This window comes from Streptomyces sp. NPDC041940 (assembly GCF_055589465.1).
Window position 1 is genome coordinate 21,735 of the sequence record NZ_JBVJBP010000009.1, and the last position, 16,286, is coordinate 38,020.

The 16,286-nt window shown below is 71.0% G+C and carries 10 protein-coding genes; 5 read left to right on the top strand and 5 right to left on the bottom strand.

All coding sequences use genetic code 11. From position 1 onward, the window contains the following. Positions 1 to 28: 28 nt before the first annotated feature. The 4 genes from ACZ6I3_RS17230 to ACZ6I3_RS17245 all read left to right on the top strand — a co-directional run bounded on the left by ACZ6I3_RS17230 (position 29) and on the right by ACZ6I3_RS17245 (position 8,394). Positions 29 to 544: a DUF6912 family protein gene (locus ACZ6I3_RS17230; protein WP_469415426.1), complete on the top strand. Its 516-nt coding sequence runs from the start codon at positions 29 to 31 to the stop codon at positions 542 to 544. A gap of 81 nt (positions 545 to 625) precedes the next feature. Continuing rightward, positions 626 to 1,291, top strand: coding sequence for an HAD family hydrolase (locus ACZ6I3_RS17235; protein ID WP_469415427.1), 666 nt, complete (start codon positions 626 to 628; stop codon positions 1,289 to 1,291). Positions 1,292 to 1,836: 545 nt separating this feature from the next. Further along, positions 1,837 to 6,798, top strand: a complete 4,962-nt coding sequence (locus ACZ6I3_RS17240) for an NAD-glutamate dehydrogenase (protein WP_469415428.1) — start codon at positions 1,837 to 1,839, stop codon at positions 6,796 to 6,798. Positions 6,799 to 6,924: 126 nt separating this feature from the next. Beyond that, complete coding sequence (locus ACZ6I3_RS17245; RefSeq protein ID WP_469415430.1) at positions 6,925 to 8,394, top strand: hypothetical protein; 1,470 nt, start codon at positions 6,925 to 6,927, stop codon at positions 8,392 to 8,394. A 297-nt stretch (positions 8,395 to 8,691) separates the two neighbouring features. On the opposite strand, the gene ACZ6I3_RS17250 is transcribed toward ACZ6I3_RS17245, so the two are convergent. The 4 genes from ACZ6I3_RS17250 to ACZ6I3_RS17265 form a co-directional block, all read right to left on the bottom strand. Continuing rightward, positions 8,692 to 10,338 carry a glycosyltransferase family 2 protein gene (locus tag ACZ6I3_RS17250; protein ID WP_469415432.1) on the bottom strand — a complete coding sequence of 549 codons (1,647 nt, stop codon included), beginning with the start codon at positions 10,336 to 10,338 and terminating at the stop codon, positions 8,692 to 8,694. Next, entirely contained in the window at positions 10,335 to 12,530 is a 2,196-nt protein-coding gene (locus ACZ6I3_RS17255) for a CDP-glycerol glycerophosphotransferase family protein (protein WP_469415433.1), read from the bottom strand. Before ACZ6I3_RS17255 ends, ACZ6I3_RS17250 begins: the two co-directional genes overlap by 4 nt. An 80-nt stretch (positions 12,531 to 12,610) precedes the next feature. Continuing rightward, positions 12,611 to 13,483 (bottom strand): ABC transporter ATP-binding protein, encoded by an 873-nt coding sequence (locus tag ACZ6I3_RS17260; RefSeq protein WP_469415700.1) that lies wholly within the window; start codon positions 13,481 to 13,483, stop codon positions 12,611 to 12,613. Continuing rightward, positions 13,458 to 14,384 (bottom strand): ABC transporter permease, encoded by a 927-nt coding sequence (locus tag ACZ6I3_RS17265; protein WP_469415434.1) that lies wholly within the window; start codon positions 14,382 to 14,384, stop codon positions 13,458 to 13,460. The genes ACZ6I3_RS17260 and ACZ6I3_RS17265 overlap by 26 nt, the downstream gene beginning before the upstream one ends. 192 nt (positions 14,385 to 14,576) lie before the next feature. On the opposite strand from ACZ6I3_RS17265, the gene ACZ6I3_RS17270 reads away from it, so the two are divergent. Then, on the top strand, positions 14,577 to 15,230 hold the full coding sequence (locus tag ACZ6I3_RS17270; protein ID WP_469415435.1) for a TetR/AcrR family transcriptional regulator: 654 nt from the start codon (positions 14,577 to 14,579) through the stop codon (positions 15,228 to 15,230). A 52-nt stretch (positions 15,231 to 15,282) separates the two neighbouring features. Here the strand turns inward: ACZ6I3_RS17270 and galE are convergent, their stop codons facing one another. Then, positions 15,283 to 16,263, bottom strand: a complete 981-nt coding sequence (galE, locus tag ACZ6I3_RS17275) for a UDP-glucose 4-epimerase GalE (protein ID WP_469415437.1) — start codon at positions 16,261 to 16,263, stop codon at positions 15,283 to 15,285. Between the last annotated feature and the right edge of the window lie 23 nt (positions 16,264 to 16,286).

The window sequence follows — 16,286 nt, forward strand, 5'->3', positions numbered from 1 at the left end:
CCTGAACCGACCACGAAAGCGGCCAGCCATGCGTGTCTACGTGCCCCTGACCCTCCCCGGTCTCGCCGAGGCGTACAAAACGGGTGAGCTGGGAGCCGGGCCGTTCGTGGCGTACGCCGTGACGCCCGCGCTGCGTGAGTGGTATGTCTCCGACGACATCGAGGAACTGGAGTACGCGGCGCTGAACCGGGCCGCGCTGGCCTCGTTGCGGATGCTGGCGATGGAGCCGGGGGTGCCGCGGCGCCGGGTCGTGGTGGCCTTGGACGTGCCCGACCGGGCCGCGCATGCCGATCCCGACCGGGGGCTCGATCAGGGGGCACTGGGGGAGGTGCGGGTCTCGGGGGCCGTGGCGCTGGCCAAGGCGGCGGCCGTGCATGTCGACGCGGATGACGCTGAGGCCGATGTGACGGCTGCTGCCGCGGCGCTGGGGGCGGCGGACGCCGGGGACGACGACGCGCAGTTCGTCGTGGACGGTGCGGAGGATCACGAGCTGCTGTGGTTCGCCACGCAGGAGATTCCGAACCTGGTGGGGCAGGGGGACTGAGCGGTCCGCGGGCCCGGGCGCCGGGGGCGCGTTGAGGCGCTGTTCTCTTGATTGTCAGTGGGTGCGGGTACGTTTTCGGGCATGGGGATGAAGACGGGCGCGCACATTGTCTGGGACTGGAACGGCACGCTGTTCCATGACATCGACGCGATCATCGGGGCGACGAACGCGGCCTTCGCCGAGCTGGGGCTGGAGTCGCTGACGCTGGAGAAGTACCGGGAGCTGTACTGCGTGCCGGTGCCGAAGTTCTACGAGCGGCTGCTGGGGCGGCTGCCGACCGAGGCCGAGTGGGAGCTCATGGATGAGATCTTCCACCGGTACTACACCGAGCACCGCGCGGCGTGCGGGCTGACGGTGGGGGCCGTGGAGCTGCTGTCGGGGTGGCGGTCGGCGGGGCGCAGCCAGTCGATTCTGAGCATGTACGGGCACGAAGAGCTCGTGCCGTTGGTGCGGGGGTTCGGGATCGAGGCGCACTTCATACGGGTGGACGGGCGGACCGGCCCTTCCGGGGGCAGTAAGGCCGAGCACATGGTGCGGCATCTCGCGTCGCTGGCGGGGGTGGAGGCGGGGCGGACCGTGGTGATCGGGGATGCGGCGGATGATGCGGTGGCCGCGCTGCATGTGGGGGCTCGGGCCGTGTTGTACACCGGGGGGTCGCACAGTCGGGTGAGTCTTGAGGCGGTGGGCGTGCCGGTCGTGGACACGCTGGAGGAAGCGGTCGCTGAGGCGGAGCGGCTGGCGGCGTAGCCCAAGGTGCTCGGCGTCGGTGCTGGGGGCGGGGCGTTTCGCAGCCCGGCGTAGCGGGGTGCCGCTGCGCCCACCCGTGCCGCCCCCAGCGGCACGCATGCCCGGAGCGGGGTGCCGACTGTGCAGAACGTCAAACTTCCTGGCCTGGTTTTGTACACATACGGCTCATGACGGGGCCCCTGTAAGGAGCGATAGCCTTGGTGGCGTGATCAGCGCGATAGTTCGCGGGGACGTCGTCGTCCCTGCCCTGCGCCCGGAGTGCACGGACCACATCCGTGACCGGGCGGCGGTCGCTGGTCTTCGCGGGCGGTACGGGGCATCGATGACTCCCGGGACGCCGAGCACCACCGGGACCGAGGCGTCGCAGAGAGCAGCGTCACACCCGTGGGGCAGCTCAAGAATGGCTCAGACACCCCCGCTCCTCTCCTCTGGCGGCATAGCGTCGGAACAGACCGGATACCCCGTGTCACGGCGTGACGTCGTCAGCGCAGAGACCGTACTTCCTTCTACGTCACGCAACGGCGCGCGACAGGAGCCAGAGGACAATGCAGACCAAGCTGGACGAAGCCAAGGCCGAGTTGCTCGAGAGGGCCGCCCGGGTTGCTGAGAACAGCCCGGTCGGGGGGCACCTACCGACCGGGTCGACGGGCGAGGAGACCCCAGACGCCCAGGAAGCCCCGGACCGCGAGTCCCTGATCTCGTTCCTCCAGCGTTACTACCTGCACACGGCCCCGTGGGACCTTGCCGACCGCGACCCGGTCGATGTCTTCGGAGCCGCCGTATCCCACTACCGGCTGGCCGAGAACCGCCCCCAGGGCACGGCCAACGTGCGGGTTCACACGCCCACCGTGGAAGAGAACGGGTGGACGTGCAGCCACACCGTCGTCGAGGTCGTCACCGACGACATGCCCTTCCTCGTCGACTCCGTCACCAATGAGCTGACCCGGCAGGGACGCGGGATCCACGTCGTCATCCACCCGCAGTTCGTGGTGCGGCGCGATGTGACCGGCAAGCTCATCGAGGTGCTGCCCACGCCCGCGACCGGCGCCGGCGACCTCCCGCACGACGCGCACGTCGAGTCCTGGATCCACGTGGAGACCGACCGCGAGACGGACCGGTCCGATCTGAAGCAGATCACCGCCGACCTGCTGCGCGTGCTGTCCGACGCCCGTGAGGCCGTCGAGGACTGGGGCAAGATGCGGGAGGCGGCGACCCGGCTGGCGGAGGGGCTGCCGGACGAGTCCATCCCCGGCGACCTGCCCGGACCGCAGGTCGAGGAGGCCCGCGAGCTGCTGCGCTGGCTGGCCGACGACCACTTCACGTTCCTCGGCTACCGCGAGTACCAGCTGCGCGACGACGACTCCCTGGCCGCCGTCCCCGGCACCGGGCTCGGCATACTGCGCGCGGACCCGCAGCACGCCGCCGAGGAGAGCCACCCGGTCAGCCCGTCGTTCGAGCGGCTGCCCGCCGACGCCCGGGCCAAGGCGCGCGAGCACAAGCTGCTCGTCCTGACCAAGGCGAACAGCAGGGCGACCGTGCACCGGCCGTCGTACCTGGACTACATCGGGGTGAAGAAGTTCGACGCCGACGGCAATGTCGTCGGCGAGCGGCGCTTCCTCGGGCTGTTCTCCTCCGCCGCGTACACCGAGTCCGTGCGCCGCGTCCCCGTCATCCGGCGCAAGGTCGCGGACGTCCTGGAGCGCGCCGGGTTCTCGCCCAACAGCCACGACGGACGCGACCTGCTCCAGATCCTGGAGACCTACCCGCGCGACGAGCTCTTCCAGACCCCCGTCGACGAGCTGCGGTCCATCGTCACCTCCGTTCTCTACCTCCAGGAGCGCAGGCGGCTGAGGCTCTACCTGCGCCAGGACGAGTACGGCCGCTACTACTCCGCCCTCGTCTACCTCCCGCGCGACCGCTACACCACGGCCGTACGCCTCAGGATCATCGAGATCCTGAAGGAGGAACTGGGCGGCATCAGCGTCGACTTCACCGCCTGGAACACCGAGTCGATCCTCTCCCGGCTGCACTTCGTGGTCCGGGTCCCGCAGGGCACCGAGCTGCCGGAGCTGTCCGACTCCGACAAGGACCGCATCGAGGCCCGGCTGGTGGAGGCCGCCCGCTCCTGGGAGGACGCCTTCGCCGAGGCGCTCAACGCCGAGCTCGGCGAGGAGCGCGCGGCCGAACTGATGCGCCGGTACGCGCACGCCTTCCCCGAGGGCTACAAGGCCGACCACAACCCGCGCGCCGCGGTCGCCGACCTCGTCCACCTCGAGCAGCTGAACGCCGAGGAGGGCAAGGACTTCGCGCTCAGCCTGTACGAGCCAGTGGGCGCCGCCCCCGAGGAGCGCCGCTTCAAGATCTACCGCACGGGCGACGCCATCTCCCTCTCGGCCGTGCTGCCGGTCCTCAACCGGCTCGGCGTCGAGGTCGTGGACGAGCGGCCGTACGACCTGCGCTGCCCCGACCGCAGCGTGGCCTGGATCTACGACTTCGGCATGCGCATGCCGCGCTCGCAGAACGGTGGCGGGGACTACCTCGGCGACGACGCCCGCGAGCGCTTCCAGGACGCCTTCGCCGCCACCTGGACCGGCAAGGCCGAGAACGACGGCTTCAACTCCCTCGTGCTGAGCGCCGGCCTCACCTGGCGCCAGGCGATGGTGCTGCGGGCGTACGCGAAGTACCTGCGCCAGGCGGCTTCGACGTTCAGCCAGGACTACATGGAGGACACCCTCCGCAACAACGTCCACACCACCAGGCTGCTCGTCTCCCTGTTCGAGGCGCGGATGTCGCCGGACCGGCAGCGCGCGGGACACGAGATCGTGGACGCGCTGCTGGAGGAGGTCGACGCGGCCCTCGACCAGGTCGCGAGTCTGGACGAGGACCGGATCCTGCGGTCCTTCCTCACCGTCATCAAGGCGACCCTGCGCACCAACTTCTTCCAGGAGGCGGCGGGCGGCAAGCCGCACGACTACGTCTCCATGAAGTTCGACCCGCAGGCCATCCCCGACCTCCCGGCGCCGCGTCCGGCGTTCGAGATCTGGGTGTACTCGCCGCGCGTCGAGGGTGTGCACCTCAGGTTCGGCAAGGTCGCGCGCGGTGGTCTGCGCTGGTCCGACCGGCGTGAGGACTTCCGCACCGAGATCCTCGGCCTGGTCAAGGCGCAGATGGTGAAGAACACCGTCATCGTGCCGGTCGGCGCCAAGGGCGGCTTCGTCGCCAAGCAGCTGCCCGACCCGAGCGTCGACCGGGACGCGTGGCTGGCCGAGGGCGTCGCGAGCTACAAGACGTTCATCTCCGCGCTGCTCGACATCACCGACAACATGGTGGCCGGCGAGGTCGTGCCCCCGGCGGACGTCGTCCGGCACGACGAGGAGGACACCTACCTCGTCGTCGCCGCAGACAAGGGCACGGCGACCTTCTCCGACATCGCCAACGGGGTCGCCGAGAACTACAACTTCTGGCTCGGCGACGCCTTCGCCTCCGGCGGCTCCGCCGGCTACGACCACAAGGGCATGGGCATCACCGCCCGCGGCGCCTGGGAGTCCGTCAAGCGGCACTTCCGGGAGCTGGGCGTGGACACCCAGACCGAGGACTTCACGGTCGTCGGCATCGGCGACATGTCCGGTGACGTGTTCGGCAACGGCATGCTGCTCTCCGAGCACATCCGGCTGGTGGCCGCCTTCGACCACCGGCACATCTTCATCGACCCGAACCCGGACGCCGCCACCTCCTACGCCGAGCGCCGCCGCCTGTTCGAGCTGCCCCGCTCCAGCTGGGAGGACTACAACAAGGAGCTGCTGTCGGCCGGCGGCGGCATCTTCCCCCGTACGGCCAAGGCGATCCCGGTCAACGCGCACATCCGCGAGGCCCTCGGCATCGAGGGCAAGGTCACCAAGCTGACCCCGGCCGACCTGATGAAGGCGATCTTCAAGGCGCAGGTCGACCTGCTGTGGAACGGCGGCATCGGTACGTACGTCAAGTCCTCGGCCGAGTCGAACGCGGACGTCGGTGACAAGGCCAACGACGCCATCCGCGTCGACGGCAAGGACCTGCGCGTCAAGGTCGTCGGCGAGGGCGGCAACCTGGGCCTGACCCAGCTCGGCCGGATCGAGTTCGCGCTGCACGGCGGCCGGATCAACACCGACGCCATCGACAACAGCGCCGGTGTGGACACCTCCGACCACGAGGTGAACATCAAGATCCTGCTCAACGGCCTCGTCGCGGACGGCGACATGACCGTCAAGCAGCGCAACAAGCTGCTCGCCGAGATGACCGACGAGGTCGGCCGCCTGGTGCTGCGCAACAACTACGCGCAGAACACGGCGATCGCCAACGCCCTCGCCCAGTCCGGCTCCATGCTCCACGCCCAGCAGCGCTTCATGAAGCACCTGGTCAGGGAGGGCCACCTCAACCGGGCGCTGGAGTTCCTGCCCACCGACCGGCAGATCCGCGAGCGGCTCGCCCAGGGCCAGGGTCTGACCGGCCCGGAGACGGCCGTACTCCTGGCGTACACGAAGATCACGGTCGCAGAGGAGCTGCTGCACACCTCGCTGCCGGACGACCCGTACCTGAGCACCCTGCTGCACGCGTACTTCCCGACCGAGCTGCGCGAGCAGTTCCCCGAGTACCTCGTCAGCCACCCGCTGCGCCGCGAGATCACCACGACCGTCCTGGTCAACGACACGGTCAACACGGGCGGTACGACGTATCTGCACCGTCTGCGCGAGGAGACCGGGGCGTCGCTCGAGGAGATCGTGCGGGCGCAGACCGCGGCCCGGGCGATCTTCCGCCAGGGCTCGGTGTGGGACGGGGTGGAGGCGCTCGACAACAAGGTCGAGGCCGAGGTCCAGACCCGCATCCGGCTGCATGCGCGCCGCCTGGTGGAACGGGGCACGCGCTGGCTGCTCAACAACCGGCCGCAGCCGCTGGAACTCGCTGAGACGGTCGACTTCTTCGCCGACCGGGTCGAGCAGGTCTGGGGACAGCTGCCGAATCTGCTGCGCGGCGCCGACCTGGAGTGGTACCAGAAGATCTTCGACGAGCTGACGGGTGTCGGTGTCCCGGACGAACTCGCCACCCGGGTGGCCGGATTCTCCTCCGCCTTCCCGACGGTCGACATCGTCTCGGTCGCGGACCGCATGGACCGGGAGCCGCTGGACGTCGCCGAGGTCTACTACGACCTCGCCGACCGGCTGCGCATCACCCAGCTCATGGACCGCATCATCGAGCTGCCCCGCGCCGACCGCTGGCAGTCCATGGCCCGTGCGGCGATCCGTGAGGACCTGTACGCGGCGCACGCGGCGCTGACCGCCGACGTCCTGGCGGTGGGCAACGGCACCTCGACGCCCGAGCAGCGCTACAAGGCGTGGGAGCAGAAGAACGCGGCGATCCTCGGCCGGGCCCGCACCACGCTGGAGGAGATCCAGGGCTCCGACGCGTTCGATCTCGCCAACCTGTCGGTGGCGATGCGCACGATGAGGACGCTGCTGCGCACGCACTCGTAGGGGTACGGCCTCTTGGGCGCCCCGGGCCGGTTTCGGTCCGGGGCGCCTTTCGCATGCCTCAGGTTCCTCGCGGGTCTCTGGGCGGTTCGAGTGGAGGACTGACCGTTTCGGGCTGAGGCTTGTGCCGTGAGACCCGCTCTCGTCGCGCAGGCCGCCGCCGTGGTGGCCGCCGTGGCGGTCGTCGTGCTGCTGATCCTCGTGATCGTCCGGCTGCCCTGGGCCGGGGATCTCGGTGTGCACGCGGCGACCGTCCAGCGGCTCCGGCACAACCTCCTGGACCCCGGCAATCCCCTCGTCGACGCGGACACGCCGAGTCCGTACTACTCGCCCTGGATGGTGGTGCTCGGCTGCGTCGCGCGGGTGAGTGATCTGTCGGTCTTCTGGGTGCTGCGGATCGGGGCGTTCGCCGGGCTCGGGCTGCTGGTGACAGGGGTGTGGCGGTATGTGCGGACGCTGAGCGACCGGCGGGCCGCACCCGCGCCGGCCTTGCTGAGCCTGCTGTTGCTGTGGGGGACGGCGCTCTTCAACTGGAGCGGCTTCTACGGGCTCAACTCGCTCGCCCTGACGGTGTCGTACCCGAGCGTCTTCACATTGGGGCTGGCGTTTCACCTCTGGGCCTGGCTGGGGCGGGCGGTACGGGAGGACGGGGGGTGGGGGGTGTGGCTCGGGCTGGGGGTGCTGTGGGCGGTGATCCTGCTGTGCCACCAGTTCTCCGGGGTGGTGGCCTCGCTGGGGGCGGTCGCGACGGTGCTCGCCGCGCGGCCGGGGCGGGCGGTGTGGGGGCGGCTGGGGTGTGGGGTGGTGCTGGGGCTCGTGGTGCTGCTGGTGTGGCCGTACTACGACTTCTTCGCGCTGGTCGGGGCGTGGGACGGGCTGGAGTCGGTGCATCGGCCGCTGTACGAGGACCTGTTCGGGCGGTACTGGCTGGTGCTGCTCGGGGTGGTGGCCCTGGGGGTGCGGTGGTGGCGGGACCGGTGGGATCCGCTGGTGCTGTTCTTCGTGCTGGGGTTCGTGGTGGTGGCGGTGGGTGGGGTGAGTGGGCAGTACGCGTGGGGGCGGGTGTTGCCGGCGGTGTTGATTCCGGCGCAGGTCGCGGTGGCTCTGGAGGTGGGGGAGGCCGGGCGGCGGGCGGTGCGGGTGGGGTGGGGGTGTGTGCTGGGGGTGGCGCTGGCTGTGGGGGCATGGACGCAGGTGGGGACGGTGGGGTACGTGGTGCGGCCGGGGGATCTGCCGGTGGCTGTCGCGGAGAAGTACCGGGAGCCGTGGGTGGGGTATCAGTGGATGACGCGGTGGGTGAAGTACGGGGATGTGGTGATGGCCCGGGAGGGGCGGCCTTCCGCGCAGATCCCGGCGTATGGGGCGTACACCGTGGCGCCTGGGTATCCCGACTTCTTCCTGCCGGATGAGGGGCGGAGGGGGGAGGCGGTGCGGAGGTATTTCGGGGGTGGGGTGTCGGAGGGGGAGCGGGGGGAGATTCTGCGGGAGTACGGGGTGCGGTGGGTGATGGGTACGGGGGCGGATGGGCGGCGGGGGGTGGGGTTGCGGGAGGTGGGGCGGGGGCCTGGGGGGCAGGTGTTGTACGCGGTGGTGCGGTGAGGTTGGGCGGGGGTGAGGGAGTTGTTCTTATCCGCGTTGGGGTGCCGGGGCGGTTGGTGCTGGGGGCGGGTGGGTCCGCAACCCGGCGGAGCGGGGTGCCGCTGCGCCCACCCGTGCCGCCCTTAGCGGCACGATTGCCCGCAGCTCGGCCGCAGCTCGGCCGCAGCTCGGCCGCAGCTCGGCGGAGCGGGGTGCCGCTGCGGCCACCCGTGCCGCCCCTAGCGGCACGCATGCCCGTAGCGGGGTGGGGCGGGACGCATGCCCGCAGCGCGGATCAGCAGCGCAGCGCAGCTCAGCTCAGCGCAGTGCGCTTGCCACCAAGCGGGCTGCTCGCTTTACCCGGGGGCGGGCCAGGCGGCGGACTGTGGGGCGGATCAGGTTTGCTGTGGCTCCCGTGGGTTCCCAGCGGGCCTGGAGGCGGCCGGGGTTGTGGCCTTCGGGTTCCAGGGTCAGGTGGTGGTGGGGGACCTGGGTGGTGAAGGCGGGGAAGGTCAGGGGGGCCAGGAGGAGGCCGGTGTGCGAGACGCCCTGGTGTTGCAGGCGGAGCAGGGGGTGGCGGACTCCGGAGAAGCCGTAGAAGGGGAGCAGCGCTGCTCCGAGGTCGAGGTGGGCGTGGCCCTCGAAGACGCCGGGGCTGACCGGGGAGAGGCGGAAGTGGACGTGGACGCGGTGGCCGCCGGGGGCGATGAGGAGCGTGGCGCGCTGGGGGCCGACGGGCAGGCGCAGGGCCGGGTCGTACGTGCGGATCGCGAGGTCGACGGAGGCGCCCGGGCCCCGGGTGATCTCCGTGATCTCGTGGCGGAACTGCGCGCTCGGGAAGGGACGGGTCTCCAGATCCAGGTCGGAGATGTCCAGTTCGCGGCGGGCCCACTCGGAGTCCGGGACGCGGTCGCCCCAGTACGTGCGGCCCTCCCCGTCCGTCGTGATCTGCCTCGGCCCCACGCCGTGGCCCAGGCCTCGTGCCGCAAGCCGGGCCTCCGGCAGGCGGCGGTCGCGGATCAGCTGGAGGACGACGCGTTCGGCGCGCGGGAGGCGGGCGAACGCGCCGGGGGCGAGCGTGTCGAGGTACGGGGTGACCAGGTCCGCGAAGGACGCCAGCCATGCCTCGTCCCGGTAGGGCAGGTCACCGGCGTACATCCGGAAGTCGTGCTTCAGGAACTTGTGGTCCTTGTCCTCGCGCAGCGACTCGTGGCCGCTCTCGGACAGGAACGCGTCGATGAGGTGCTGGACGTGGACACGGTCGCGGACGTTGGCGAGCTTGTGCCGCTGGTTCGATATCGAGGCGGCCTCGGAGGCGGCGTAGGGCGCCACGTACCAGCGGTAGACCGGCTCCGGGACGATCGTGAAGCGCTTGGCCAGGCAGTACGCCTGCGCCGAGAACAGCTGGTCCTCGTAGTGGACGCCCTCGGGGAAGCGCAGGCCGTGCCGGTCGAGGAAGGCGCGGGCGTACATCTTGCTCGTCGCCAGGTGCTCGAAGAGCAGGCGCGGGTCGGCCGCGATGCCGTCGAGGGTGCGGCGCTCGGCGACCAGGTGCGGCATCCAGGTCGAGCGGCGGCCGTTGTCCACCCGGACCCGCCGCACCGCCCCCATCGCGAAGTCGATCTCGCGTTCGCGGTGCGCGGCGAGCAGCAGGGCGACGGCGTCGTCGGGGAGTTCGTCGTCGCTGTCGAGGAACATCAGGTACGGCGCGCGGGCGATGTCCAGGGCGCGGTTGCGCGGGACGCTGCAGCCGCCGCTGTTCCGCTCCAGGCGGAGATGGCGGACGCGGGGGTCCTGGGCCGCGAGACGCCGTGCCACCTCCGCGCTTCCGTCCGTGGAGTGGTCGTCGCTGATGATGATCTCGACGTTCGCGTGGGTCTGCCGGCGGACCGAGTCGACCGCGCGCGGGAGGCGTTCGGCGTCGTTGTAGACGATGACCGTCACGGTGACGTCGGGGGTGCTCATGCGGTCGCCTCCTGCGGGGTCGGGGCCGGGGTACGTGCATCGAGCGGCAGCACCGGCGGCAGGGAGCGTTCGTCCTGGCCGAGGAAGACCCGGCGTACGACGCGCTCGGCGGCGCGTCCGTCGTCGTACTCGCAGAACCGGCGCCGGAAGGCGGCCCGGGTCTTCGCCGCGCCCTCGTCGCGCCAGGCCTCGGTGGTGAGGATCTCCGTCAGTTCCTGCTGGGTGCGGGCGACCGGGCCCGGCGCCTCCGCCATCAGGTCGAAGTAGACGCCACGGGTGGTGCGGTACGTCTCCCAGTCGTCGGCGTGGATCACGATCGGCCGGTCGAGGTTGGCGTAGTCGAACATGATCGAGGAGTAGTCCGTGACCAGGGCGTCCGCCGCCAGGCACAGATCCTCGACCGGGTCGTAGGAGGAGACGTCGATGATCCGGCCCGTGCGGCGCAGGTTGGTGAGCGGGGAGGCCGCGCCGCCGTAGAAGTAGTGGCCGCGCACGAGCAGGACGGTGTCATCGCCGAGGCGGTCGGCGAGGGCGGCGAGGTCCAGGCGCGGGGTCCAGCCTGCCTCGTAGTCGCGGTGGGTCGGCGCGTAGAGGACGGCCCGGCGGCCCGGGTCGATGCCGAGGCGGTCGCGGACGGCGCGGATGTCGTCGGCCGTGGCCGTGTAGTAGACGTCGTTGCGCGGATAGCCGTGGTCGAGGGAGACGTAGTGCGAGGGATACGCGCGCTCCCACATACGGGTGGTGTGGCTGTTGGCGGAGACGCTGTAGTCCCACTTGTCGATGCGCTCCAGCAGCGCCTTGAAGTCCAGGCCCTGCGCGGCGGCCGGGTACGCCATCTGGTCCAGGCCCATGCGCTTCAGGGGCGTGCCGTGGTGGGTCTGGACATGGATCGCGTCCGGGCGTTTGACCACCGCGCCCGGGAAGTTGACGTTGTTGACGAGGTACTTGGCGGTCGCCAGCACCTCCCAGTAGCGGCGGCTGCCGGGCACGACATGGTCGGTGCCAGGGGGGAGGAGGGCCTCGTTCTCCTGGGTGACCACCCACACCGGGTGGATCTGCGGGGCGAGTTCGGAGAGCTCGGCGGCGATGGCGGCGGGGTTGCAGGCGACGCCGCGGTTCCAGTACGCCGCGAACACCGCGAGGTGGGGGTCGACCGGGCGGGCGAGTGCCCGGCGGTACTGGTGGTCGCGGAGCTTGGCGCCGGCCTGGCGCTTGCGGCTCCGTACGGCCGACCTGGCGGTGCGGCGGGTGCGGTTGACGGCCTGGAAGGCCCGGTACCTGCCGTAGGCGCCCTCTTCGAGCAGGGAGCGGCGGACGCCTTCGAGACCGGCGGGGCGGCTGTAGCCCTCGGGGCGGCGGCGCAGGGCGGCCAGGGACGCCCGGCGGAAGAACTCCCGGGCGACCTCCTCCTCCATGCCGCCGCGTGCGAAGACGCGCAGGCAGTCGCGGACCATGACGTCGTAGAGGACGGCGTGGGCTGTGGGGCGGCCCCGGGTGAGGTCGAGGAGGGACTCGTAGCGCTCGACGAGGCCGTAGCGCTGCTCGGGAGTGACCGGCGGCAGGCTCGCGGGGCGCAGGGCGCGGTCCTCGTAGGCGACGTGCGGCAGGCAGGCGACGCGGTCGGCGAGCAGCAGGGCGGCCAGGGCGGCGTGCGGCTCGTCGTCGGTGGTGAGCTGCTGCTCGTGCGCCCGCCAGAAGTCCGCGCGCAGGACGCGGGTGCCGAGCAGCGGGGTGAGGCGCAACAGGGGCGCGCAGACGTCGAGGGCGACATCGGCGCGGCCCGCCCGGGCCAGCAGGGAGCCGTTCGGGGAGGGCATGCCGGAGGTGTGCCAGGTGCTGCGGACGTGGTCGAGGAGCAGGACGTCCACCTCGGCGGGCAGTTCGGCCACCCGCTCGGCGACCGTGCGCGGGGCGCCGGCGGGCAGGCCGTCCTTGGCGTGGACGAAGTGCAGCCAGCGGCCCGAGGCCCGGGCCGCGCCCGCCGCCCGGGCCGCCGCGTCGCCCATGCCGTCCGGCACCGGCAGCACCTGGACGTCCGGGGTGTGCCGCTCGGCCGTCTCCCGGGCCCAGTCGCCGACCGCGGCCACGATCACCTCGGCGTCGGGGAGGGGATGCGCGGCGAGGGAGTCGAGGAGTTCCGTCAGATGGTCCTGAACGTTCGCCCCGTGGACGATGAGGCTGAGCTCGGCCATCGCGAGGGCTCCTTCACGCCGGTGCACCGTATGCGGTCATCGTGTCATCAATACGACAAAACGGCCGACCGGAGTACGCCTCACGAGCGAACGGGAACCTTCGTCTCCGGCTTGGGCTTGGGCTTCGCGGACTTGTCCCCGGTGAACGCCTCGTACTCCTTGAGGACGTCCTCCGTCGGCCCGTCCATGAGCAGCTCGCCGCGCTCCAGCCACAGCACCCGGTCGCAGGTGTCGCGGATCGACTTGTTGTTGTGGCTGACCAGGAACACCGTGCCCGCGTGCTTGCGCAGCTCGCGGATGCGCTGCTCGGAGCGCTTCTGGAAGGAGCGGTCGCCGGTGGCCAGCGCCTCGTCGATCAGCAGGACGTCGTGGTCCTTGGCGGCGGCGATGGAGAACCGCAGCCGCGCGGCCATGCCGGAGGAGTACGTGCGCATCGGCAGGGTGATGAAGTCGCCCTTCTCGTTGATGCCGGAGAAGTCGACGATCTCCTCGTAGCGGTCCCGGATCTGCTCGCGGGACATGCCCATGGCCAGGCCGCCGAGGTGCACGTTGCGCTCGCCGGTCAGGTCGTTCATCAGAGCCGCGTTGACGCCGAGCAGGGAGGGCTGGCCGTGGGTGTAGATACGGCCGTTCTCCACGGGGAGGAGTCCGGCGACGGCCTTCAGCAGGGTCGACTTGCCGGAGCCGTTGGTGCCGATCAGGCCGATGGCCTCGCCCTTGTACGCGACGAAGGACACGTTCCGCACGGCATGCACCCGGCGCACACCGGCCGCCTTCTCGGTCTTCTTGCGGCGCACGATGCGGTTGAGGGCGGCGGTCGCGGAGCCGCGTCCGGCGCCGGTGCCGTTGACGCGGTAGACGATGTCGACGCCGTCGGCGACGACGGTGGGGATGGTGGGGACGGTGGGGACCTTTTCGTTGAGGTTGTCAGCCACGGCCGTACGTCTCCTCAGCCTTCCAGAAGTAGATGAAGCCGCCGACTCCGGCGACCAGGGCCCATCCGGCGGCGAGCGCCCACACGTGGGCCGGGAGCTGGCTCGCGTGGAAGCTGTCGATCAGGGCGAAGCGCATCAGGTCGATGTAGATCGCGGCCGGGTTGGTCTCCAGCAGGATCGTCACGGCGCGCGGCAGGCTGTCCTTGTCGGCCAGCTTGTCGATGCTCCACATGACACCCGAGACGTACATCCAGGTACGCAGCACGAACGGCATCAGCTGGGCGATGTCCGGCGTCTTGGCGCCCATCCTGGCCATGACCATGGAGACGCCCGCGTTGAACGTGAACTGCAGGAACAGCGCCGGCAGCGCCAGCAGCCAGGACACGCCGACCGGCACTCCGAAGCAGAGCAGGATGACGACCAAGGCGCCCATCGAGAACAGCAGCTGCTGGAGCTGCTGGAGGCAGAACGACAGGGGCAGGGCGGCGCGCGGGAAGTGCAGGGCGCGGACGAGGCCGAGGTTGCCGGAGATGGCGCGGGTGCCCGCCATGATCGAGCTCTGTGTGAACGTCCAGATGAACACGCCCGTGACCAGGAACGGGATGTAGTCCGGCACGCCGTGCTTGGTGCCGAGCAGGACGCCGAAGATGAAGTAGTAGACCGCCGCGTTCAGCAGCGGGGTCATCACCTGCCACACCTGGCCCAGCTTCGCCTGGCTGTACTGGGCGGTGAGCTTGGCGGTGGCGAACGCGGTGATGAAGTGGCGGCGGGCCCACAGCTGCCGGACGTACGCGGGCAGGGAGGGCCGGGCGCCGCTGACCGAGAGGCCGTGGCGGGCGGCGAGGGCCGCGAGGTCGTCGCCGGCGGGAGCCGGGGCCGGGGTCGGTGGCTGGGGCGGTGTGTCGAGGACCTGGCTCACATCCGCTGCTTTCGTTCGGGGGAGGTTCGGGGGGTGTGGGGCCCGGGGTCGTGAGGAGCGGGAAAGTGAGGTTTTTACCAGACTCTTCACGAATTCTTACGTCGGGACGGGACCGTATCGTCGCAACGCGAGCGTAGGCCTTGCGGACGTCGGAACGCAACCGTTTCGTCGTGACGCCCCTATGCTGTCGGCATGACGACGAACGCGAACGCCGACGAGCCGCCGCCGCAGCAGTCGCAGTCGCAGCCGCGTCCGCGCCGCCGGGCCCCCGCGGGGGCGGCCGTGCTGCGGGAGGATGTGACGGACGCGATCCGGGCGGCCGTGTTCGAGGAGCTCGCGGCCGTCGGCTACGCGCGGATGTCCATCGAGGGGATCGCGCGCCGGGCGGGCGTCGGGAAGACGGCGGTGTACCGCCGCTGGCGCTCGAAGCTGCACCTCGTGCTCGACATCGTCTCGGCGCTCGCCGTGCAGGGCCTGCCCGCGCCGGACACCGGCTCCCTGGAGGGCGACCTGCGGCTGCTGTACGAGGTGACGTCCCGCGCCCTGCGCCACCCCGTCGCCTCGCAGATCATCCCCGACCTCCAGGCCGAGGCGGCCCGCAACGCCGAGATCGCCGAGGCCCTCCAGAAGGCCCTGCGCGAGGGCCAGGACGGCGTCGCGACCGGCATCGTCACGGCAGCGGAACGCCGCGGCGAGCTCCGCGAGGGCCTCGACCACGACCTGGCCCTCGACCTGATCTCGGGCCCCCTGTACTGGCGCTCGGTGGTCATCCGCAGCCCGAAGCTCCCGCAGGGGTACCTGGGATCACTGGCCCGGGCCACGGCGGGGGCGTTGCGGGCGTTGTGAGAGGCCGCCTTGCCGGTAGGTGACGCGGCTTAGGCCCGCCCCGCCTACAGGTTCAGCCCCGCCTCGCCTCGGGGTGCAGCCGAACCCACCCTTCCCAGGCCGACGTGATCATGTCCTGGATGTCGTGCCGGGCCTTCCAGCCCAGTTCCGTGGCGGTGAGGTCGGCCGAGGCGACGACGCGGGCCGGGTCGCCGGGGCGGCGGGGGCAGACCGTGGGCGGGCGGTCGTAGCCGGTGATGGCGTTGATGCGGTCGATCATCTCGCGTACGGAGACGCCCTCGCCCCGGCCGATGTTGAGCGTGAGGTCGCGGCCGGGGGAGGAGCGCAGCGCCCGGGCCGCCGCGACATGGGCCTCGGCCAGGTCGACGACGTGGATGTAGTCGCGTACGCAGGTGCCGTCCGGGGTCGCGTAGTCGTCGCCGAAGACGCGCGGCGGCGCGTCCTCCGTGAGCTTCTCGAAGACCATGGGCACGAGGTTGAAGACCCCGGTGTCCGCGAGCTCCGGGCTCGCCGCGCCCGCCACGTTGAAGTAGCGCAGCGACGCCGTCGACAGGCCGCTCGCCCGGCCCGTCGCCCGGACCAGCCACTCACCGGCCAGCTTCGTCTCGCCGTAGGGCGACATCGGCACGCAGGGCGTCTCCTCCGTGACCAGGTCCACATCCGGCATGCCGTACACCGCCGCCGAGGAGGAGAACACGAAGGACGGCACCTTCGCCGCCGTCACCGCGTCCAGCAGGATCCGCAGGCCCTCGACGTTCTCCCGGTAGTAGCGCAGCGGCTGCTCGACCGACTCGCCCACCTGCTTCTTCGCCGCGAGATGGACGACACCGGTGACCGAGTGGTCCGCGAGGACGCCCGCGAGCCGCTCGGCGTCCAGCGTCGAGCCCACCACCAGCGGCACCCCCTCGGGCACCCGCCCGGCGATACCGGTGGACAGGTCGTCGTAGACCACGGCCCCTTCTCCCGCCGCGGTCATCGCCCGTACGACGTGCGCGCCGATGTAGCCGGCGCCGCCGGTGATCAACCAGGTCATGTGCGACCGTCCCCTCGTCAGTT